Annotated in this window: 17 protein-coding genes; 7 read left to right on the top strand and 10 right to left on the bottom strand. The window is 69.4% G+C overall.

Annotation, left to right across the window (positions count from 1 at the left end):
* Positions 1-13: 13 nt before the first annotated feature.
* Both sdhA and ACTWP6_RS10670 read left to right on the top strand, forming a co-directional pair.
* On the top strand, positions 14-1,768 hold the full coding sequence (gene sdhA / locus ACTWP6_RS10675; RefSeq protein ID WP_260757567.1) for a succinate dehydrogenase flavoprotein subunit: 1,755 nt from the start codon (positions 14-16) through the stop codon (positions 1,766-1,768).
* Positions 1,768-2,538, top strand: a complete 771-nt coding sequence (locus ACTWP6_RS10670) for a succinate dehydrogenase iron-sulfur subunit (protein WP_260757566.1) — start codon at positions 1,768-1,770, stop codon at positions 2,536-2,538. Before sdhA ends, ACTWP6_RS10670 begins: the two co-directional genes overlap by 1 nt.
* Before the next feature lie 58 nt (positions 2,539-2,596).
* On the opposite strand, the gene ACTWP6_RS10665 is transcribed toward ACTWP6_RS10670, so the two are convergent.
* Together ACTWP6_RS10665 and ACTWP6_RS10660 are read right to left on the bottom strand one after the other, a co-directional pair.
* Entirely contained in the window at positions 2,597-3,781 is a 1,185-nt protein-coding gene (locus ACTWP6_RS10665) for an AI-2E family transporter (RefSeq protein ID WP_443187627.1), read from the bottom strand.
* An 85-nt stretch (positions 3,782-3,866) separates the two neighbouring features.
* On the bottom strand, positions 3,867-4,733 hold the full coding sequence (locus ACTWP6_RS10660) for an alpha/beta fold hydrolase (RefSeq protein WP_260757564.1): 867 nt from the start codon (positions 4,731-4,733) through the stop codon (positions 3,867-3,869).
* A gap of 84 nt (positions 4,734-4,817) precedes the next feature.
* Here ACTWP6_RS10660 and ACTWP6_RS10655 point away from each other — a divergent pair, with 84 nt between their 5' ends.
* Positions 4,818-5,330, top strand: coding sequence for a CGNR zinc finger domain-containing protein (locus ACTWP6_RS10655; protein ID WP_260757563.1), 513 nt, complete (start codon positions 4,818-4,820; stop codon positions 5,328-5,330).
* A gap of 4 nt (positions 5,331-5,334) precedes the next feature.
* On the opposite strand, the gene ACTWP6_RS10650 is transcribed toward ACTWP6_RS10655, so the two are convergent.
* A complete protein-coding gene (locus ACTWP6_RS10650; RefSeq protein WP_443187626.1) occupies positions 5,335-6,561 on the bottom strand; it encodes a glycosyltransferase in 1,227 nt (408 codons plus the stop codon).
* A gap of 47 nt (positions 6,562-6,608) precedes the next feature.
* Between ACTWP6_RS10650 and idi the strand changes: the two genes are divergently transcribed.
* Positions 6,609-7,169, top strand: coding sequence for an isopentenyl-diphosphate Delta-isomerase (gene idi / locus ACTWP6_RS10645; protein WP_260757561.1), 561 nt, complete (start codon positions 6,609-6,611; stop codon positions 7,167-7,169).
* On the opposite strand, the gene ACTWP6_RS10640 is transcribed toward idi, so the two are convergent.
* The 6 genes from ACTWP6_RS10640 to ACTWP6_RS10615 all read right to left on the bottom strand — a co-directional run bounded on the left by ACTWP6_RS10640 (position 7,151) and on the right by ACTWP6_RS10615 (position 15,692).
* Positions 7,151-8,170 carry a DUF5914 domain-containing protein gene (locus ACTWP6_RS10640; protein ID WP_443187625.1) on the bottom strand — a complete coding sequence of 340 codons (1,020 nt, stop codon included), beginning with the start codon at positions 8,168-8,170 and terminating at the stop codon, positions 7,151-7,153. The two genes, idi and ACTWP6_RS10640, sit on opposite strands and share 19 nt — an antisense overlap.
* Positions 8,167-9,696: an FAD-dependent oxidoreductase gene (locus ACTWP6_RS10635; RefSeq protein ID WP_443187624.1), complete on the bottom strand. Its 1,530-nt coding sequence runs from the start codon at positions 9,694-9,696 to the stop codon at positions 8,167-8,169. Before ACTWP6_RS10635 ends, ACTWP6_RS10640 begins: the two co-directional genes overlap by 4 nt.
* A gap of 84 nt (positions 9,697-9,780) precedes the next feature.
* Positions 9,781-10,728, bottom strand: a complete 948-nt coding sequence (locus ACTWP6_RS10630) for a phytoene/squalene synthase family protein (protein WP_443187623.1) — start codon at positions 10,726-10,728, stop codon at positions 9,781-9,783.
* A complete protein-coding gene (gene crtI, locus ACTWP6_RS10625) occupies positions 10,728-12,233 on the bottom strand; it encodes a phytoene desaturase family protein (protein WP_443187622.1) in 1,506 nt (501 codons plus the stop codon). The genes ACTWP6_RS10630 and crtI overlap by 1 nt, the downstream gene beginning before the upstream one ends.
* Positions 12,233-13,330, bottom strand: a complete 1,098-nt coding sequence (locus tag ACTWP6_RS10620; RefSeq protein ID WP_396885244.1) for a polyprenyl synthetase family protein — start codon at positions 13,328-13,330, stop codon at positions 12,233-12,235. Before ACTWP6_RS10620 ends, crtI begins: the two co-directional genes overlap by 1 nt.
* A 94-nt stretch (positions 13,331-13,424) precedes the next feature.
* Entirely contained in the window at positions 13,425-15,692 is a 2,268-nt protein-coding gene (locus tag ACTWP6_RS10615) for an MMPL family transporter (protein ID WP_443187673.1), read from the bottom strand.
* Positions 15,693-15,833: 141 nt separating this feature from the next.
* Between ACTWP6_RS10615 and ACTWP6_RS10610 the strand changes: the two genes are divergently transcribed.
* Positions 15,834-16,412 carry a carboxymuconolactone decarboxylase family protein gene (locus ACTWP6_RS10610; RefSeq protein WP_443187621.1) on the top strand — a complete coding sequence of 193 codons (579 nt, stop codon included), beginning with the start codon at positions 15,834-15,836 and terminating at the stop codon, positions 16,410-16,412.
* Between the two features lie 6 nt (positions 16,413-16,418).
* Here ACTWP6_RS10610 and ACTWP6_RS10605 read toward each other — a convergent pair whose 3' ends face one another.
* A complete protein-coding gene (locus ACTWP6_RS10605; RefSeq protein ID WP_443187620.1) occupies positions 16,419-17,315 on the bottom strand; it encodes a sigma-70 family RNA polymerase sigma factor in 897 nt (298 codons plus the stop codon).
* 102 nt (positions 17,316-17,417) lie between these two features.
* Between ACTWP6_RS10605 and ACTWP6_RS10600 the strand changes: the two genes are divergently transcribed.
* Positions 17,418-18,929, top strand: coding sequence for an APC family permease (locus tag ACTWP6_RS10600; protein WP_443187619.1), 1,512 nt, complete (start codon positions 17,418-17,420; stop codon positions 18,927-18,929).
* A 15-nt stretch (positions 18,930-18,944) separates the two neighbouring features.
* Positions 18,945-19,808, top strand: a complete 864-nt coding sequence (locus tag ACTWP6_RS10595; RefSeq protein WP_443187618.1) for a universal stress protein — start codon at positions 18,945-18,947, stop codon at positions 19,806-19,808.
* Positions 19,809-20,258 lie beyond the last annotated feature (450 nt).

Below are 20,258 nucleotides of genomic sequence, written 5' to 3'. Positions count from 1 at the left end.
CTGGGAGCGACACATGATTGTTGAACACCGCTACGACGTCGTCATCGTCGGCGCCGGCGGCGCGGGCATGCGGGCGGCCGTGGAAGCCGGCCCCCGGGTCCGGACCGCCGTGCTGACCAAGCTCTACCCGACCCGCTCGCACACCGGTGCGGCGCAGGGCGGCATGTGCGCCGCCCTGGCCAACGTCGAGGAAGACAACTGGGAGTGGCATACCTTCGACACCGTCAAGGGCGGCGACTACCTGGCCGACCAGGACGCGGTCGAGATCATGGCCAAAGAGGCCATCGACGCCGTACTGGACCTGGAGAAGATGGGGATGCCGTTTAACCGCACCCCCGAAGGCCGGATCGACCAGCGCCGCTTCGGCGGCCACACCCGCGATCACGGCAAGGCCCCGGTGCGCCGCGCGTGTTACGCCGCCGACCGCACCGGCCACATGATCCTTCAGACGCTGTACCAGAACTGCGTCAAGCACGACGTCGAGTTCTTCAACGAGTTCTACGCCCTCGACATCACGCTGACCGAGACGGCCTCGGGCCCGGTGGCCACCGGTGTGGTGGCCTACGAGCTCGCCACCGGTGACATCCACGTCTTCCACGCCAAGGCGATCGTGTTCGCCACCGGTGGGTCGGGCCGGATGTACAAGACCACGTCAAACGCGCACACGCTGACCGGCGACGGCCTGGGCATCATCTTCCGCAAGGGACTTCCCTTGGAGGACATGGAGTTCCACCAGTTCCATCCGACCGGCCTGGCCGGGCTGGGCATCCTGATCTCCGAGGCCGTGCGCGGCGAGGGCGGCCGGTTGCTCAACGGCGAGGGTGAGCGCTTCATGGAGCGCTACGCGCCGACGATCGTCGACCTCGCACCGCGCGACATCGTCGCCCGCTCCATGGTGCTGGAGGTGCTCGAAGGCCGCGGTGCCGGACCGAACAAGGACTACGTCTACATCGACGTGCGCCACCTCGGCGAGGACGTATTGGAAGCCAAGCTGCCCGACATCACCGAGTTCGCGCGCACCTACCTGGGCGTGGATCCGGTCAAGGAGCTGGTGCCGGTCTACCCGACGTGCCACTACGTCATGGGCGGCATCCCGACGACGGTCAACGGCCAGGTGCTCTCGGACAACACCACGATCGTGCCGGGTCTGTACGCCGCCGGCGAGTGCGCGTGCGTGTCGGTGCACGGCGCCAACCGTCTGGGCACCAACTCGCTGCTGGACATCAACGTGTTCGGCCGGCGCGCCGGGATCGCCGCGGCGAACTACGCCCTGGGTCACGACTTCGTCGACCTGCCCGACAAGCCGGCCGAGATGGTGGTCGGCTGGGTCGGCGACATCTTGAGCGAGCACGGCAACGAGCGCGTCGCCGACATCCGCGGCGCGCTGCAGCAGTCGATGGACAACAACGCCGCGGTGTTCCGCACCGAAGAGACGCTCAAGCAGGCGCTGACCGACATCCACGCGCTCAAGGAGCGCTACTCGCGGATCACGGTGCAGGACAAGGGTAAGCGCTACAACAGCGATCTGCTGGAGGCCATCGAGCTCGGCTTCCTGCTCGAGCTGGCCGAGGTCACCGTCGTCGGGGCGTTGAACCGCAAGGAATCTCGCGGCGGCCACGCCCGCGAGGACTACCCCAACCGCGACGACACAAACTACATGCGGCACACGATGGCTTACAAGGAGGGTTCGGACCTTCTGAGTGACATCCGCCTGGACTACAAGCCCGTCGTCATGACGCGGTACGAGCCGATGGAACGGAAGTACTGATGAGCGCGCCTGTTCTGGACAAGCAAGACACTCCCCCCGTGCCCGAGGGCGCGGTGATGGTGACGCTGAAGATCGCCCGGTTCAATCCGGAGTCCCCCGATGACGCCGGCTGGCAGAGCTTCCGCGTGCCGTGCCTGCCCAGCGACCGGCTGCTGAACCTGCTGCACTACGTGAAGTGGTATCTGGACGGCACGTTGACGTTCCGCCGGTCCTGCGCGCACGGGGTGTGCGGCTCGGACGCGATGCGCATCAACGGCGTGAACCGGTTGGCGTGCAAGGTGCTGATGCGCGACATGCTGCCGAAGAACCCGAAGAAACAGCTCACCATCACGATCGAGCCGATCCGCGGACTGCCCGTGGAGAAGGACCTCGTCGTCGACATGGAGCCGTTCTTCGACGCCTACAAGGCGATCAAGCCGTACCTGATCACCTCGGGCAATCAGCCGACGCGCGAGCGAATCCAGAGCCAGACCGACCGCGCCCGCTACGACGACACCACCAAGTGCATCCTGTGCGCGTGCTGCACCACTTCGTGCCCCGTCTATTGGAGCGAAGGGTCCTACTTCGGACCGGCCGCGATCGTCAACGCACACCGCTTCATCTTCGATTCGCGTGACGAGGCCGCCGCCGAGCGGCTCGACATCCTCAACGACGTCGACGGAGTGTGGCGCTGCCGCACCACGTTCAACTGCACCGAGGCCTGCCCACGCGGCATCGAGGTGACCAAGGCGATCCAGGAGGTCAAGCGCGCGTTGATGTTCGCGCGCTGACCCCGATCGCTCAGCGGCGTTCCTGCCCAGCGGCGAAATCGCATTCCGCGCGGTGTTCTCACGAATTCGCGCGCGTGGAATGCGATTTCGGCGGCTCGTCGGCGTCGTCCGGCTCGGCGGTGACATCGTCTGGCTCACGGTCGGGCGCAGGCCGGTCCTCCCCCGTGGCCGCGGCCACCTGCTCGTCGTAGTACCGCAGCACCACCGCGACCGCCGCGGCCACCGGGACGGCCAGGAACGCGCCGATCACACCGAACGTCGAGGCGCCCAGCGTGACCGCCAGCAGCACAATCGCCGCGTGCAGCTTCATCGACTTCGCCTGCAGCCACGGCTGGAGCACGTTGCCTTCCAACTGCTGCACGGCCAGGATGATGCCCAGCACGATCAGCGCATTCACCGGGCCGTTGGCGACCAGCGCGACCAGCACCGCCAGACCGCCGGCGACGAACGCGCCGACGATCGGCACGAAGCCGCCGATGAACGTGATGATCGCCAACGCGTAGGCCAGCGGCACGCCGAGGATCACCAGCCCGATCCCGATCAGGCCCGCGTCGACCAGGCTGACCAGCGCCTGAGTCCGGATGAACCCGCCGAGGGTGGACCACACCCGCTCCAGCACCGTGGCCAGGTGTGGCGCAGCCGGCATTCCGACCGTGCGGCGCAACCACGGGATGAACGCCGGACCGTCCTTGAGAACGAAGAACGTGACCACCACCGTCGTGAACAGCGTGACGAGCGCCGACGTCGCCGCGCCCACGCCGGTGAACAGCCCCGACGCGATCTGCGCGCTGCTGTTGTTCAGCGTGTCGTTGATCGCCGCGACCGCCGAATTCAGCTGGGCTTCACTGATGTTCAGCGGTGGGCCGTCGAGCCAGTCGCGCACCTGCACCACACCGGCGGTGGCCTGTTCGGCCAGCTCGGTGGCCTGGTCGATGATCGCCGGCGCCACCGCCGCGATCACGGCCACGATCACGCCGAGAGCAACCAGCAGCGCGAGCAGCACCGCCGCGGCCGCGGGCACGCCCCTCCCGCGCAGCCACCGCACCGGCGGCCACAGCACGGTCGACAGGATCAGCGCCAGCAGCACCGGCAGCAGGATCACCCAGGTCTTGCCAACCACCCAGGACAGCACCCACAGGGCCGCGGACACCGCGAGGAACCACAGCGCAACGGTGGCGCAGGCCCGGAGATGGCTTCGGTAGATCGATCCGCGGCTGGGGGTCGCCGGCGTCGTAGCGTTCACCCGCCTCTTCTACCCCACCCCGGCACGCTTCAACTGGTGTTTGCGGGGTGAGAATGATCGCCCGGTGGCGACGGGCGCTCCGGGATCACGGCAGCCGGCGGGCCAGGAAGTCGCGGATCAGCGCGATCGCCTGGGTCAGGGCGCTCTCCAGCAGGAAGTGGCCGCCGTCGAGCAGGTGGATCTCGGGGTCGACGGCGTCGTCGGCGAACGCGCGGGCGCCGTCGGGCCCGAAGAACGGATCCTTGTCACCCCACACGGCCAGCAGCGGCACCGCGCTGGTGCGCAGGTAGTCGTGCAGCGCGGGATAGATCTTCGGGTTCGTCGCGTAGTCGAGGAACAGCTTGAGCTGGATCGCGTCGTTGCCGGGGCGCGACAGCAACGCGTAGTCGTGGTGCCAAGTGTCCGGGCTGACGACGGACTCGTCGGGCACGCCGGCCAGGTACTGCCGCCTGGTCGCCTCGAAGGTCAGCATCTCGCGCAGCGCCGCCGCGGTCTCGGGGGTCTGTTCGCGCTGGTAGTCCCACACGGGCACCCAGCCGTCGACCACGAAGCCGGCGTCGTAGCCGTTGCCGTTCTGGGTGACGATCGCGGTGATGGCCTCCGGGTCGCGCAGGGCCAGCCGCCAGCCGACCGGCGCGCCGTAGTCCTGGACGTAGATCGCGTACCGGTCGACGCCCAGTTGACTGAGAAGGCCGGCCACGGAGTCGGTCAATGCGTCGAAGGTGTAGTCGAATTCCTCGACCGGGGGTGCGTCGGAGTAGCCGAAGCCGAGGTAGTCGGGCGCGATCACGTGGTAGTGGTCGGCGAGCTCGGGGATCAGGTTGCGGAACATGAACGAGCTCGTCGGGAAGCCGTGCAGCAGCACGATCACCGGGTTCCCGGGCGTCCCGGCCTCGCGGTAGAACAGCCGGCGGCCGTCCACGATGGCGTAGCGGTGATGCACATCGATCATGACTAACTCCTTAAATGGTTTTACCGGTTAGGTGCATTCAACGCCCGATCCTGTAACCTGTCAACAAGCTTTTGGAGGTTAGTGATGGATGTGTACGCGACCACGCCGGAGGACGAGGCGTTCCTGCTGGCGTTGCTCAACACCACCCCGGTCGTCGACGGCGTGCCGACCGACGCGCTGCCCGATCTCGCGACCGCGTCGTCGTGGATGCGTGACCACGGCGTCCCCGCCACCGGGGCCGAGTGGACCCAGCTGATTGACGCCCGCACCCGCCTGCAGGCGGTGGTCCGCGGCGAGCGGACCCCGATGGTGCTGCAGCGGTTCCTCGCCGACGCCCGCCTGGTCCCGACGGCGGACCGCTCCGGCGTGCACTGGCGACTTGACGGCGGCGACGCCTCCGGTGCGGTGCGCGCGGTGCTGGCCTGGGATGGGTTGCGGCAGAACGGCCCCGGGCGGTTGCGCCCGTGCGCGAACACCGAGTGCCGGTTGTTCCTGATCGACCGCAGCAAGCCCAACACCGCGCGCTGGTGTTCGATGGCGATCTGCGGCAACCGGATGAAGGCCCGCAGGCACTATCAGCGCACCCGCAGCGAGTGACCCGTCACACCGGGACCGCGTGCGCCTCCACGATGTCGGCGCCGCGGCGCATCCCACCCGTCGCGGTGAAGCCGGCGGCGACCTCGGCGGCCCCGTCGGACATGGCCATCGCAGCCTTCACCGCGGCGCGCAGCCGAGGCGCGCTGAGTCGACGCGCGGGCAACCGGATCCCGCACCGTGCCACCTCGATACGGCGGGCCACCTCGAACTGGTCACGACCGAAAGGCACTGCGCACACCGGTATCCCGCGGCTGAGAGCCTTCATCGTGACGCCCATGCCGCCGTGGGTGACCACGCACACCGCGCGGTCGAGCACCGGCGAATGTGGGACGAACCGGGTCAGCGTGACCCCGCGATCGCGGCGCAGCAGGCCCTCGCCGCCTTCGGCAGGCAGGCTCGCCACCACGTGCACAGGATCATCCTCGAAAGCGTGTATCGCCGCGGCGATCAGGGCGCGGTCAGCCTGCCCCACCGACGACGTCGTCACCAGCACGATCGGCTCGTCGATGTCGTCGAGCCACTCCGGAGGGTCGGCGGGCGGATCGAAGATCGCGGGGCCGATCAGATCCACCGTGGGGCCCCAGTCGGTGTGCCGGTACTCGAACGGTCTGGCGGTGGGCACCAGCACCCGCGGCGCGCGGCGCAGCAGTTCGTCGGCGGAGCGCACCTCGGGCAACCCCAATGCCGCACGCACCGGCCGCATTCCGGCGCGGAAGGGGCGGTCGAACACGAAGCGGGTGACAGCACCCACACCGAGATTGCGCACGGCGCCCAGCGGGCCGGGCCACGGGCGGGCACCTGCCCCGAACGGCGGCGACCCGGGTGAACGCAGATACGGGATGAACGGCGAGAACACCAACCACGGACGCGATTGGGTCTCGGCGGCCGACATCGCGCCCCAGCAGTTCGCGTCGACCAGGATCACGTCGGGGTCCACCTCGCGCACCGCGTCGGTGACATCGTCGACCTCGTGGGCTGCCCGTTCGGTGAGCACCCGCACGGTGTCCTGGGCCGACCGAAGCACGCCCCGCGTGGTCTCGGCGCTCTGCAGCGCCTCGATGCGCGGGTCGACCGGGGCGGCCTTGAATCCCTGCCCCAGACACAGATCCATCCCGGAAGCCATGGTGCGGACGTGGATCTCGTGCCCGCGGGCCGACATCTCCTGCAGCAGCGCCGAGAACGGGAACAGGTGACCGATCGCCGGGGCGGTGTAGGCCAGCACTACCGCCATCGCGACCCCCGACCGATCCGCGCCCGCCCCGGCGCCGAATCACTGCTATGCACACCCTCGACACCGCCGAGCTGGTGGTCCTTCTCGACGACGACGGCCAGAGCATCGGCACAGCGCCCAAGTCGCAGGTCCACCACGCGTCCACCCCGCTCCATCTGGCGTTCTCCTGTTACCTGTTCGACGGCGCCGGCCGCGTGCTGCTCACGCGGCGGGCACTGCACAAGCGCACGTTCCCGGGCATCTGGACCAACGCCTGCTGCGGGCACCCCGCCCCCGGCGAATCGCTGACCGACGCGGTGACCCGCCGCGTGGGCGAGGAGCTCGGGCTGCACATCGCCGACCTGCGGTGCGTGCTGCCCGATTTCCGCTATTACGCGGTGGCCGCCGACGGCGTGGTGGAGAACGAGGTGTGCCCGGTGTTCTGCGGCCGCGCTGTGGGTCCGGTGCGCCCGGCTCCTGACGAGGTCGCCGACCACGTGTGGGTGCCGTGGGCGCAGCTGCGGGCGGCTGCCGAGTTCGGGTGGGCGATCAGCCCGTGGGCCACCGAACAGGTTCCGTTGCTGGACAAGGCGGGAATCGGACACGGCGGCTACGACCTCAACTCGTAGAGCCGTTCGGCGTAGGCCAGGTCGTCGCGCCACAACCGGGTGGCTGCCTGGCGCATCAACGGCCGGATCAATGGCGCCGCGACCAGCCCGACGCCGAAGTTCGGCCGGTCGGAGTGGGCGATGACGGCTTCGATCACCGCGGTGCGGGGCCGACCGTCCGGTCCGGGGCCCAGCGGGGTGGCATGGGTCTCGACGACGCTGCCGCGGCCCTCGCCCTCGACGATGCGCATGACCACCGTCCGCGGTCCGGGTGTGGTGAACTCGGCGATGACGGGCACGCCCAACCGGCCGATGCGGAACGTGACCTCGACCAGGAACCGGTCGTCGTCGTCGGTGAGTTCGTCGTCGACGGCGGGTGCGCTGATCACCCGCAGCTGGGTGAACGAGTACGGGTGAAACCACGCGCCGTGCCAGGGGTCCAGACGGTTGGCGACGATGTCGCGCGGCTCGCAGACGCCCTCCAACCGGGTGACCGCGGCCAGCGCCGGTTCCCCGGGCCGGGCCGGCACGACGGGCGCCTCGGTCGGGCCCGAGAGCCGGCTGTCCGCGTCATCGGGATCGGGGTCCAGGCGCACCCAGCACAACACACCGTCGTCGTGCGCGGGATAGGGCTTCCAGGTCCCGTGCCGGCGCTCGCCCAGCCGCAGCCCGTGCCATGGGCACACCAGCGTGCCGCAGTCCACCGGCGCGGTCGCCAGGTCGGCGCCCAGGTGCGGGCAGGCGCGCGGCCCCACCAGCAGGCCGCCGTCGCTGCCGCGCCAGGCCACCAGCGCCCGGCCGGCCACCGAGGTGCCGAAAGCCTTGGTGGTGATGTCCGAGCTCGCCGCGATCACGAACCAGTTGCCGCCGGGGCGGCGCAACGCCCGCTGCAGCGCCGCGTTGATCAGCGCCGGGCTGGCGTCCTGGTAGGTGGGGGTCTGGGCCGACCACGACGTCGACGGGACCACCTCGAACGGCCACGCCTTCGCCACTGCGGCCCGAAGACCCGACAGCGCGCTCATCGCACACTCCCGGCCGAGGTCGCCAGCCGGCGCAGCACCGTCGAGCGGCCCTGGTTCGGCACGGTGTGCAGGGTGTGTCCGGCCAGGCCGAAGCCGGCCAGCAACTCGTTGGCCGCCGTCCAGCCCGTTGTCGCCGCGCGTTCCATCAACGCCACCGGCAGGTCGATGCGGATGCCGTCGCCGGCGAGCACCAGCCGCGGATCGGGCGTCGACACCGTGGGCCGGTCCGCGAAATCCCCCGGCGCGAACCGGGGGCAGTCGGCGCGACGCAGCGTCCGCTCCGCCACGATCGATGCCGCGGCGGTCTCGGGATAGAGCTCGTGCATGCGCGCGATCAGGGTGCCGCGCACGTCGTCATCACCTTCGGTGACCGAGTAGGCGTGCAGCTCCACCACCGAACCTCCTGTGCGCGCGGCCCATTCGGCGGCCTCGCGCTCGTAGCGTTCCAGCACGCTGATGTTGTCCAGCGGCTCGCGGCCCCCGGTGGCGACGAACGCGGCGCGGTCGCCGCGCACCGGGCGGTCCAGCCACAGCCGCAGCACCACGAACGGCGGCGCGGTGCCCATCGCGGCGACCTTGCGGCGCCATCCCGGATCGCCGACATCCGGCGAGGCAGCCACCAGCCGTTGCAGCGCACCGACATCGGTGGCCAGCACCGCCGCGTCCCCGGACCACACCCGGCCGTCCGGGCCCGCCACCGTCACCCCGTCACCGACGGTGACCGTATGCACCTCGGCGCCGGTGTGGAACGCCACCCCACGGCCCTCCAGGTAGCGGCGCAGCGGATTCCACAGCGCGACATCGAAATTCGCGTTAGCGACGTCGAAGATCAACCCCTCGCTGGAGCCGAGGAAGTAGATGTGGAACATGGTGACCAGCTCGCCCGCCGACAACGTCTCCGGACGTGCGAAGAAGCTGCGGGCGAACACCTCGAACGCCAGATGCCGGGCCGCCTCCGGGAAATTGATGTCACGCAGAAAGGTGGCCGCGTCCTGTTCGTCGAGCAGTTCGTAGGTCTCGGGCACCGACACCGCGGCCAGCGGGGCGGCGGCCTTGGCGTCCAACCGCACCAGGTCACGCAACCGGAACGTCGGGCTGCGCAACGCGAACGCCAACGCGTTCAGCGGCGGCGTCTGCGGCAGCCCGCGGAAGGTGTCCTGCCGGCCGGCACCGTCGATCAGCGGGTAGTCCTCGACCGCGGTGAGCGCCGACAGCCCGGGATCGCTGCGTCGCAGCAGCGCGCGCAGGTTGTAGTACTGGCGGAAGAACGCGTGGAATCCGCGGTTCATCGCGACGGGCGTGCCGTCCTCCAGCGCGTCCGACCAGCCGCCCACCCGGCCTCCGAGGTAATCCTGCTTTTCGACCACCTCGACCGCGACACCGCGCTCGACCAGTCCGGTGGCCGCGGCCAGGCCCGCGATGCCGCCGCCCACGACGACGACGCGGGGCCGCGCTTCGCCCGACGCGCTTCGGCCCGGGTGGGCGGGCCAGGTCTGGCGTCGACGATCAAAGCCGTTCCGGCTCAAGACTTATCCTCCTTCGGGCGGGCAGGCTAGCGCGAGCGCAGAACATGGCACCGGGATGTGGGCACGTGGCGCCACCGCTGCCCCTCACACTCTCCTGAGTCGCATTCGGTTCACCCACGCCTTACCGATGCCCGCTACGGCGACGGCCAATCGTCGTGGCTTGCCCACCGTCGCACGCCGACCGAAGATTTCGAAGTCGATCGCCTCGATGCGCGACAAGATGTCGGAGTACAGCGTCAGCGCGGCCGAGACGCACGGACGCGACGGCGGCGCCAGCGTGGCTATCCCGGGCCGGGCCTGGTCGTACACCTGCCGGGCGATGGCGTGCTGTTCGGCCAGCGCGGCGCGCACCCGCCCGTCGGTGCGCCGGTTGGCCTGGCACCACAGCAGCAGGTCGCGGTCCACACCGTGCGCGGCCAGTTCGTCGGCCGGCAGATACACCCGGCCTCGGGTGAGGTCCTCGTCGACGTCGCGCAGGAAGTTGGTCAGCTGGAACGCCTTGCCGAGTGCGGCGGCATACGGCGCGGACTCCTCGCGCGGGACCACGGTGCCGAGCACCGGCAACATCTGCAGACCGATCACCTCAGCCGAGCCGTACATGTAGCGCTCCAGGGCCGCCCGGTCGGGATAATCGGTCACCGTGAGGTCCATCCGCATCGACGCCAGGAAATCGTCGAACAGGTCCCAGCCGATGTCGTAGTTGCGCGCGGTGTGCACCACCGCCGTCAGCACCGGATCGCCGTCACAGGACTTCTCGTCGACCAGGCAGTGGAACAGCCGGGTCGACAGCTGCTGCAGCCGCTCGGCGCGCTGTTCGATGGTCGCCGTGCCGGCCAGGTCGTCGAGGATGTCGTCGGCGACGCGGGCGAATCCGTACAGCGCGTGCACCGCGGGACGCTGCTTGGGCGCCAGCAGGCGGGTCGCCAGGTAGAACGTCTTGCCGTGCTGAGCGTTGATGGTGCGGCACTGCCGATAGGCGTCGCGCAATTCGGGGTCGCGCACACCTGCGGCGTCGAGCTCGGTCTTGATCATCAGCGGTTGACCTCCGAGGTGAGATGGCGGGCGGGGATACCGGTGATCCGGTCGGCGGCGAGGCGGCCGGACAGGATCGCGGTCGGAACCCCGACACCGGGAACGGTGGAGGAACCGGCCAGCACGACGTTGTCGATGCCGCGCACGGTGTTGGCCGGCCGGAACGGCCCGGTCTGAGAGAAGGTGTGCGCCAACGCGAACGGAGTTCCCGCGGCCATCCCCTGCCGGCGCCAGTCGGCCGGGGTCACGACGTGCAACAGCTCGGCGTCGTCTCCGACCCCGGGCATCCGCTCACGCACCGCCGACAACATCTGATCGACGTAACCGGCTCCCGCGGTGTCCCAGTCGAGAGTGCCGATGTCGGTGTTCGGCGCGGGGGCCAGCACATAGAGCAGGTCGCGGCCGGCCGGGGCCAGCGACGGATCGCCCGCGGTGGGCCGGGTGACCAGCAGCGACGGATCCCCCATCACACGCCCGTCATCGATGATGTCGCGGAAGGTCTGCGTCCATGCATCGCCGAACAGGATCGTGTGGTGACCGGCGCGATCGCCGACGGCCTTGCAGCCGACGTGGGCGACCACGGCCGACGGCGCGGGACGCAGCCGCAGCGGCCGCCGCGGTGTGCGGCCGATCAACCGGTAGGTGTCGGGCAGCTCGGTGGTCAGCACGACCGCGTCGGCCGGCACCCGCTCACCACCTGACGTGCGCACCGCGCTCGCGCGGGACCCGGTGAACTCCAGGTCGGAAACCGTTGCACCGTAGACAAAGTCAACCCCGGCGCGGGTGGCGGCGGTGGCCATGGCGTCGGGCAGCGCCCGCATGCCGCCGCGCGGGAAGTACACCCCGGCGACGGTGTCCATGTAGGCGATCACCGCGTAGACGGCCAGCGCGCTCTGCGGCGGAACACCGGCGTAGAGGGCCTGGAAGGTGAACACCCGCAGCAGGCGTTCGTCGTGCAGGAACCGGCGCACCACCGATTCCCAGCGGCGGAACCCTCCGAGCGCGACCAGACGTGCCAGGGACGGGGTCAGCAGAGACAGCGGCGAGTCGAAGTTGTTGGCGATGAAGCCGTCGAATTCGGTGCGGTACAGCCGGGTCAGCCAGTCCCGCAGCCGCAGATAGCCGTCGGCTTCGGCGCGACCGGCGAACCGTTCGACCTCCGTGGCCATCGCGGCGGCGTCGGTGTGCACCTGCAGCGCGCTGCCGTCGGCGAACTTGGCGTGATAGGCCGGGTGCACCGGGTCCATCGGCAGGCAGTCGGCCAACGACTCGCCGACGGCGGCGAACGCCTCGTCGATGATGTCGGGCATGGTCAGCACGGTCGGTCCGGTGTCGAGCCGGTACCCGAGGACGTCGGCCCGGCCCACCCGTCCGCCGGGGTGTTCACCGCGTTCCAGCACGGTGACTCGGCGGCCGCGGCCGGCCAGCTGCAGTGCCGCCGACAATCCGGACAGTCCGGCGCCGACCACGACGATGTGATCGGTCTTCCCGCTGAGCGCCCGCATCAGGCGGCCCGCTGGGTGCAGGCGACGGCCATCTCGGCCAGCGCGGCGCGCGGGGTGTCGGGGATCGCGACACCGTCGAGGAAGCGCAGCGCCGCGTCGTGGCGCTGGGCGATCTGCTCCTCGATCCACTGGACGGCGCCGCTGGCCACGATCAGGGTGCGCCACCGCTCCACGTCCGCGGCGTCGACCTGCGGGCTGCTCATCAGCTCGGCGAGCTGATGTCGCAACCTCGGACCGGCCAGTTCGTAGGCCGCGACGATGACACTGGTGGCCTTGCCCTCCTCCATGTCACTGCGCGCGGGTTTTCCTGTCAGGGAAGGGGTTCCGAATACGCCGAGGATGTCGTCACGCAACTGGAACGCCTCCCCGATCGCCGCGCCGTAGCGGGACAGCGCATCGGACACCTCGGCGTCGCAGCCGGCCATCGCGGCGCCGAGCTCGAGCGGACGGCGCACGGTGTAGTTGCCGGACTTGCGGCGGAGCACGTCGAGCACCTCCGGAAGGGTCGGGAAGGTCTGGCAGCTGTTGAGCAGATCGGACAGTTGACCGACGGCGAGCTCGGTGCGCATGTCGTCGTAGCGCGGCAGCACCCGGGCCAGCGCGTCGGCACCGATCCCGCTGCGCCGCAACATCTCCTCGGCCCACACCAGACACAGATCGCCGAGCAGGATCGCGGCGGACTCGCCGAACCGGCTCGCCGAACCGGCCAGCCCGCGGTCGCGGTGCCAGCGGCCGAACACCACGTGCGCGGTGGGCCGGGCCCGCCGCAGCGTGGAGTTGTCCATCACGTCGTCCTGGATCAGCGCGAAGGTGTGCAGCAACTCCAGGCTGGCCGACGCGCGCAGCGCCGCGTCGTCCTCACCGGCGCCGCACAACCAACCCAGGTACATGAACGTCGAACGCACATACTTGCCGCCGTCGAGGAACCCGCACAACAGGTCACCGGCGACGTCGACACCGGCCCCGTCCAGCCGGCCCACACATTCGCCGCGCACGAACGTCTCCAGATGTTCGCGCACCGCGGTACGGACGTTGTCACGCCAGACCCTCAGGCCCGGCTCCGCCAGCTGCACGCCGGCACTCTCTGCCCTGCTCAAGCCCGACCCCTCCTCATCTCGACCCACGCCTGCCTTCCATTCGAAGCCGCCACCGAGGCGGATGGGTCGGATTCGTCATTTATTTCGGCACCGTCTATTCCGCCACCGCCGACCGGCGCCCCACCTGCCCCATCGCGTGCCGACCGGCAGGACGGCGACCTGCCGTGACACGCACGTGCCACCGGGCCAGCGGCTCGGGCGACCACCAGTTCCAGCGGCCCATCAGATGCATCAGCGCCGGCAGCAGCACCATCCGCACCAGCGTCGCGTCGATCAGCACCGCGACCATCAGACCGAGGCCGAACATCCGCATGAACGACACCTGGGCCGCGATGAGCGCGCCGAACGAGATCGACATGATCAGCGCCGCGGCGGTGACCACCCGACCGGTATGCGCCAGACCGAGCGCCACGCTTTCGTCATTGTCCTCGCGCGTGCGTCCGCTGGCGAGCCAGAACTCCCGGATGCGTGCGATCAGAAAGACCTCGTAGTCCATGGACAGGCCGAACGCGATGCAGAACAACAGCACCGGCATGTTGACCACGAGCGTTCCCGTCGGCGTCGTGCCGAGGGCGCCGAGGTGGCCGTCCTGGAAGATCCACACCATCGCGCCGAAGGCCGCCGACAGCGACAGCGCGTTGAGCACCAGTGCCTTGACCGGCAGCACGACGCTTCCGGTCAGCAGGAACAGCAATACGAACGTGATCGCCGCGATGGCGCCCAGCACGATCGGCAACCGCGCGGTGATGGACGCGACGCTGTCGGAGTTGATCGCCGCGAGGCCGGTCATGTCGACGGCGCGGCCACCGGGCCCGCCGAGGGCGCGCAGCGCGTCGAGCTGCCGTTCGGACTGCGCCGAGAACGACGGTGCGGTGCTGCCGACGGTCAGAAACGCCGCGCCGTTGCGCTCTCCGGCCGCGCCGGTGGGCGGACCGACCCTGCGGCCGTCGGCGTAGGTGCCCGTCGGCGCGCTGACCAGGGACACGTCCGCGATCGCCGACGCCGCCACGGCGTAGCGGTCGAAGTCCTGCGGCGCCAGCCCCGCCGTTTCGGGCACGACCACCGTCACCGCGGCCTCCGAATTGTCGCTGAACTGGGTGCGCAGCATGTCCCCGACCTGATGCGCCGACGCCGACGCGGGCAGCACGCGGTCATCGGCCAGACCCCACGACACCCCGAGGAACGGCAGTCCCAGACTGATCAGCAGTGCAGCACCGGCCAGCCCCACCGGCACCGCCCGCGCGATGACGAACTTCGTCGAGCGGTACCAGAACTTCTGCTGCGGCGGGCCGTCGTACGCCGGGGCCCGCCGGACCAGACGGCGCACGTCGAACGCGTCGAGCCGGTCGCCGGCGAGCATGATCGCGGCCGGGGTGACCAGAATGGCGGCGGCGGCGCACAGAGCGACGGTCGCGACGCCGGCGTAGGCGAACGACTTCAGGAAGTACATCGGGAACACCACAAGGGTCGCCATCGACAGCGCGACCGTCAGCGCGGAGAACAAAACCGTGCGCCCGGCCGTGGTCATCGTCGTGACGAGCGCCGTCTCCCGGGAAGCCCCGGCGGCCACCTCGTCGCGGAAGCGGCTGACGATGAGCAGCGTGTAGTCGATGGCCAGCGCCAGGCCCAGCGCGGTGGCCAGGTTCAGCGCGAAGATCGACACGTCGGTGCCCATCGCGGTGAGGCGCAGCACCGACATCGTCGCGACGATTGCCAGGCCTCCGACCGCCACCGGCAGCGCCGCGGCCAGCAGACCCTTGAACACCCAGACCAGCACCAGGAAACTGAGCGGGATCGCGATTGCCTCCATCACCAGCACGTCACGCTGGGTCTGGGCGTTGATCTGCGCGTAGACGATCGTCGATCCGCCGGCGAGGATCGTGACGCCCTGGTGGCGGGGCGCCACCGTTGCGTTCACCTCGTCGACGAGCGCCTGCGCGTGGCGGGGCGCGACGTTCTCGTCGCCGCGCAGTTCGGCGATCACCAGTCCGGTGCGGCCGTCCTCGGAGGTCAGCGCGCCCGCCTGCCCGGGCGGCGCCGTCCACGGGGAGGTCACCGTGATGACGGCGGGGTCGGCGCGGAGGCGCTCGGCGATGTCCTCTCCGGTGGCGCGGGCCGCGGGGGCGTCGGCGCCCTGCCGATCGGTGACGGTGAACAGCAGCTGCATCTCGCCGCGGCCGAAGGTCTCGACGAGGGTGCGGGTCGCGCGCGCGGACTCCGTCGTCGGATCCTGGAAGCCGCCGGCGGTCAGGCTTCCGGCGACCGGCACGCCGAAGACCGCCGCGGCCACCATGACCAGGCCTGCGACGGCCACGATGCGGCGAGGTGCCGCAATGGCCCACAGGGCGATTCGGTGCAGCAGACGGCGCCTTCTCTCGATCACCGCCGGCTCCCGCGCCGGCCTTTGGCCCCAGCGTCTTCCCTGACGGCACCGCAGGGAAACACGCCGGGACGAAACGTCCGTCTTCTGTCACACATCGGACCCGCACGTCGTCTGACAGGTATGACCGCACGTATCGAACCCCTGCCCCCCGGCCGTGCCTCGCTGCTGACGAGGTTGATGTGGCGCTACGCGAGACGCCGCTTCGGCGAGGTGCCCGAACCGTTCGCGATCTACGCCCACCACCCGCGCCTGTTGCTGGCCGGCGCGGTGCACGAGGGGATGCTCGAGCGTGCGTCCTCGACGCTGCCCGCCGCGGTGCGCGAACTGGCCGTGTACTGGACCGCCCGGCAGATCGGCTGCTCATGGTGTGTCGACTTCGGCGCGATGCTGATGCGCCTCGACGGCCTGGACATGGCGCGGCTGACCGAGATCGACGACTACGCGACCTCGCCGCGGTTCACCGATGACGAGCGCGCGGCCATCGGCTACGCCGCGGCGATGACCGGCGACCCGCACACCGTCACCGAAGAGCAGATGGCCGATCTGCGTCGCCGGTTCGGCGCCGACGGGGTGATCGAGCTGACCTACCAGATCGGCGTGGAGAACATGCGGGCCCGGATGAACGCCGCCCTGGGGATCACCGAGCAGGGCTTCAGCTCCGGCGATGCGTGCCGCGTGCCGTGGACGGGTTCGGCCTAGCCGCGGCTACCTCAGCGGTGAGGCGGTGAACTTATCGGGATTGGCGATGTCGTAGATCGCCACCACCCGCCCGTCGTGGACGGTGAGCGCCTGGATGCGCGGCGCGATCGCGGGACCGTCGTCGGTGGCGTCGGCGCCGGGTGAGTACAGCCCGAGTTCACCGTTGACCAGTCCGAGCACACCGCGCTCGAGCAGGCGCTGCGCGCCGTAGCGCCGCTGCAGGCCGAGCAGGAAACGTGCGACCTTCTCACTGCCGTGGATCACCCGTGCCGCGGTGGGCGCCCTGCGGTTGGAGTCGCCGGTGAACGTGACATCTGGATGCAACAGCTCCACCACCTGGTTCAGGTCACCAGATGTCATGGCCGCCAACAGCTTTCCGACCACCTCGGCATGTTCGGCGGCAGGCGGCGGTGCGGCCGACACCGCGCGGCGGGCGCGGGAGGCGAGCTGGCGCGCCGATCCCGCTGACGACCCCAGCACCTCGGCGATCTCGGTGAACGGCACATCGAAACCATCGTGCAGCACGAACGCGACCCGCTGATCCGGGGTCAGGTTCTCCAGCATCACCATCGCCGCGAACCGGGCGTCCTCGGCGGCTACCACCGAGGCCAGCGGGTCGGCGCCGTCGAGTCCGGTCACCACCGGCTCGGGCAGCCACTCTCCGATGTAGGTCTCACGACGGTGCGCCGCCGAGCGCAACCGGTCCAGTGCGAGCCGGCTGACCACCGTCGTCAGCCAGGCCTTGAGGTCCTCGATCGCCGTCGCACGGTGGGCATCCCAGCGCAACCACGCGTCCTGCACGATGTCTTCGGCATCGGCCAGCGTGCCGGTCAACCGGTACGCCACCGCGAGCAGCTGCGGCCGTAGCCGCTCGAACTCCCCGGCCCGCGCGCTGACGGTCATGGCACGAGTCTAGAACCGGCGCCGTCGGCGGCAAAGACCAGCGGCGGCAATGAATTTGCCGTACCAGAAGTGTGGCGTGCACCCGAACCGTATATTGCGCCAATGGCTATCAAGGAGCAGCCGCCGACCCCTGCGGTGGGCGGCAAAGGCCTGCAGGCCGGGGCACTCGGACTGGTCGGCAACGTCGTCATCGGATTGGCGGCTGTCGCGCCGGCCTACAGCCTGGCAGCCACGCTCGGATACGTCGTGCTGGCCGTCGGCGAGAAGGCGCCGGCGATGTTCTTGCTGGCGTTCATCCCGATGCTGCTGGTCGCATTCGCCTACAAGGAACTGAGCCAGGACACCCCGGACTGCGGCACCACGTTCACCTGGGGCACCAAGGCTTTCGGACCTTGGATCGGCTGGATCGGCGGCTGGGGGCTGGCGGTCTCGGCGATCATCGTGCTGGCCAACGTCGCCGAGATCGCGGCGATCTACCTGTTCGATTTCCTCGGCCTCGACGACCTCGCCGAGAACGTGTTCGCCAAAGTCACTCTCGGATCGTTCTTCATCATCGCGATGACGTTGCTGTCGGCACGCGGCATCGTGGTCAGCGAGCGGGTGCAGAACGTGTTGATCGCGATCCAGTTCGGTGTGCTGATCGTGGTCAGTGTCATAGCGCTGGTCCGGGTGTTCTCCGGTACCGCCGGGGCGCAGGCCATCACCCCGCAGCTGTCGTGGCTGTGGCCCGCCGGGCTGGACATGTCGTCGATCGCTGCCGCGGTGATCCTGTGCATCTTCATCTATTGGGGCTGGGACGCATGCCTGGCCGTCGGCGAGGAGACCAAGGATCCCGGCCGCACCCCCGGGATCGCGGCGTTGATCACGACGGTGATCTTGGTGTGCACCTATGTTCTGGTGGCGTTCGCGATCCAGTCGTTCGCCGGGTTCAGCGAAGTGGGCATCGGGCTGAACAACCCGAACAACACCGACGACGTGCTCACCGTGCTCGGTGAACCGGTCGCAGGCACCATCGCAGCGTCGGCGCTGCTGCTCACGGTGTCAGTGTCGGCGCTCTCGTCGACCCAGACCACGATCCTGCCGACCGCCCGCGGAACGCTGTCGATGGCGGTCTATGAAGCGATTCCGAAGCGGTTCGCCTCGGTGCACCCGCGGTACATGACACCGGCGTTCGGCACCATGGTGATGGGCGCTTCGGCCCTGTTCTTCTATCTGCTCCTGACATTCCTGTCGGAGAACGCACTGGCCGACTCGGTGGCGTCCCTGGGCCTGGCCGTCGCGTTCTACTACGGCATCACCGCCTACGCCTGCGTATGGTACTTCCGTCGCTCGGTGTTCAGTTCGACGCGAAACCTGTTCTTCCGCGGGGTTTTTCCGCTCCTCGGGGCGCTGGCGATGACGTGGGCGTTCTTCCAGAGCGCCTATGACATGATCCAGCCCGACTACGGCTACACCGCGTTCGGCCCGCTGGGCGGGGTGTTCGTGCTCGGGGTCGGGATGCTGGTGCTGGGCATCCCGTTGATGCTGGCGTGCTTCGCCTTCGGCACCAAGCGGTTCTTCCGCGGTGAGACGCTCAATGCGAGCACCGAGGTCAAGGTTCTTGATATCTACTAAAAGACAGGTATTGCAATGCATTTGACAGTGGGATACCTCGCGACACCGACCGGTGACGACGGCATCGCACTGGCCAGCGCACTGGCCAGGACCTTCAGCGCCGAGGTCGACGTGGTGGTCGTGGTGCGGGAGGAGCTGCCCGACGGGCACCCGGGGCGGCTGGAGTATCAGCGACTGCTCGTCGAGCGCGGTGAACAGTGGGTCGCGAAAGCGGTGGCGGCGCTGGCCGCCGACGGGGTCACCGCGGGGTCGTCGGTGATCGTCGGAGAATCGTTCGCGCAGAAGCTCGTCGAGTTCGCCGAGCAGAAGTCCTCGGATCTGATCGTCGTCGGTGGCGCCCGCGACGGGTTCTTCGGCAGGCACACCATCGGCCCGGTGACCGGGGCGTTGCTGCACTCGTCGTCCATCCCGGTGGCGCTGGCACCGCGCGGGTACGCCGAGGACCCCGACGACAGGTTCTTGAAGCTGACGGTCGCGGTGCCCACCCGGCCCGGCGACGACAACCCGCTACCGTTCGCGATCGCGCTGGCCTCGGCGGGTGAGCTGCGGATCCGGATGCTGTCGCTGGTGTCGGCGGAGAACCTCGCCGAGGCCGGCAGCGCGCGTGAGGTGCGGGCGCTGCAGCGCGAGGCCGCCGAGGAGAACCTGGCGCTCGCCGCCCGCGCCCTGCCCGACGCGCCGGACATCGAGTCGCTGGTCGCCGACGGCATGACGCTGGAGTCGGCGTTGAAGAAATTGCGCTGGGATGACGGCGATCTGCTGGTTGTGGGGTCGAGCCGGTTCGCCGCACCGCGCCGGATCTTCCTGGGGTCGACGGCCGCGCGGATCTTGGCCGGTGTCGACGTGCCGGTGATCGTGGTGCCGCGCGAGGACGGCTAGGGGCAGAACTCCTCGCAAACATCCACCCGTGGTAGCTCGCGCGCGCGACTACTACCGGAGGTACACGTTCGCGGTGCAACCGCACTGTCTTGCGGACTTTACGGCAGGCGCACGCCAATACGTCCAGGATAGACTTTCTAGCTAATTTGCTTAGGTCTCGCGATCGAGAATTGTCGTAACCGTAGAGCTACTGTTCAGCCGTAACTCCCTCCGCTGACCGACTCGTCATATAGGGTCAGTTTCGTTTGCTCAGCTACTGCGTCGTCTGCAGTCAAATTCGGGATCTCGGGGGAAATTTATGCCTAAGGCGATGGATGTCGTTCGGGTCGGTGCTGCGGCGGCGGTGTTGGGACTGGGCGGTGCGGTGGTTGCTGCACCGGCCGCCTGGGCCGATGAGGACGCGTCGAGCACCAACGAACCGTCCTCGCGCTCGGACTCGCCGGACTCCAC

The organism is Mycobacterium sp. 4D054 (genome assembly GCF_052245755.1).
Classification (GTDB): domain Bacteria; phylum Actinomycetota; class Actinomycetes; order Mycobacteriales; family Mycobacteriaceae; genus Mycobacterium.
The sequence above is the reverse complement of the archived record's forward strand: the minus strand, read 5'-3'. Positions and strand labels throughout refer to the sequence as shown.

What these genes read in the sequence shown, in the direction of transcription:
- sdhA (WP_260757567.1), top strand. Translation starts at nt 14, where the DNA reads ATGATTGTTGAACACCGCTACGACGTCGTCATCGTCGGCGCCGGCGGC.
- ACTWP6_RS10670 (WP_260757566.1), top strand. Translation starts at nt 1,768, where the DNA reads ATGAGCGCGCCTGTTCTGGACAAGCAAGACACTCCCCCCGTGCCCGAG.
- ACTWP6_RS10660 (WP_260757564.1), bottom strand. Translation starts at nt 4,733, where the DNA reads ATGATCGATGTGCATCACCGCTACGCCATCGTGGACGGCCGCCGGCTG.
- ACTWP6_RS10655 (WP_260757563.1), top strand. Translation starts at nt 4,818, where the DNA reads ATGGATGTGTACGCGACCACGCCGGAGGACGAGGCGTTCCTGCTGGCG.
- ACTWP6_RS10650 (WP_443187626.1), bottom strand. Translation starts at nt 6,561, where the DNA reads ATGGCGGTAGTGCTGGCCTACACCGCCCCGGCGATCGGTCACCTGTTC.
- idi (WP_260757561.1), top strand. Translation starts at nt 6,609, where the DNA reads ATGCACACCCTCGACACCGCCGAGCTGGTGGTCCTTCTCGACGACGAC.
- ACTWP6_RS10640 (WP_443187625.1), bottom strand. Translation starts at nt 8,170, where the DNA reads ATGAGCGCGCTGTCGGGTCTTCGGGCCGCAGTGGCGAAGGCGTGGCCG.
- ACTWP6_RS10630 (WP_443187623.1), bottom strand. Translation starts at nt 10,728, where the DNA reads ATGATCAAGACCGAGCTCGACGCCGCAGGTGTGCGCGACCCCGAATTG.
- crtI (WP_443187622.1), bottom strand. Translation starts at nt 12,233, where the DNA reads ATGCGGGCGCTCAGCGGGAAGACCGATCACATCGTCGTGGTCGGCGCC.
- ACTWP6_RS10610 (WP_443187621.1), top strand. Translation starts at nt 15,834, where the DNA reads ATGACCGCACGTATCGAACCCCTGCCCCCCGGCCGTGCCTCGCTGCTG.
- ACTWP6_RS10605 (WP_443187620.1), bottom strand. Translation starts at nt 17,315, where the DNA reads ATGACCGTCAGCGCGCGGGCCGGGGAGTTCGAGCGGCTACGGCCGCAG.
- ACTWP6_RS10600 (WP_443187619.1), top strand. Translation starts at nt 17,418, where the DNA reads ATGGCTATCAAGGAGCAGCCGCCGACCCCTGCGGTGGGCGGCAAAGGC.
- ACTWP6_RS10595 (WP_443187618.1), top strand. Translation starts at nt 18,945, where the DNA reads ATGCATTTGACAGTGGGATACCTCGCGACACCGACCGGTGACGACGGC.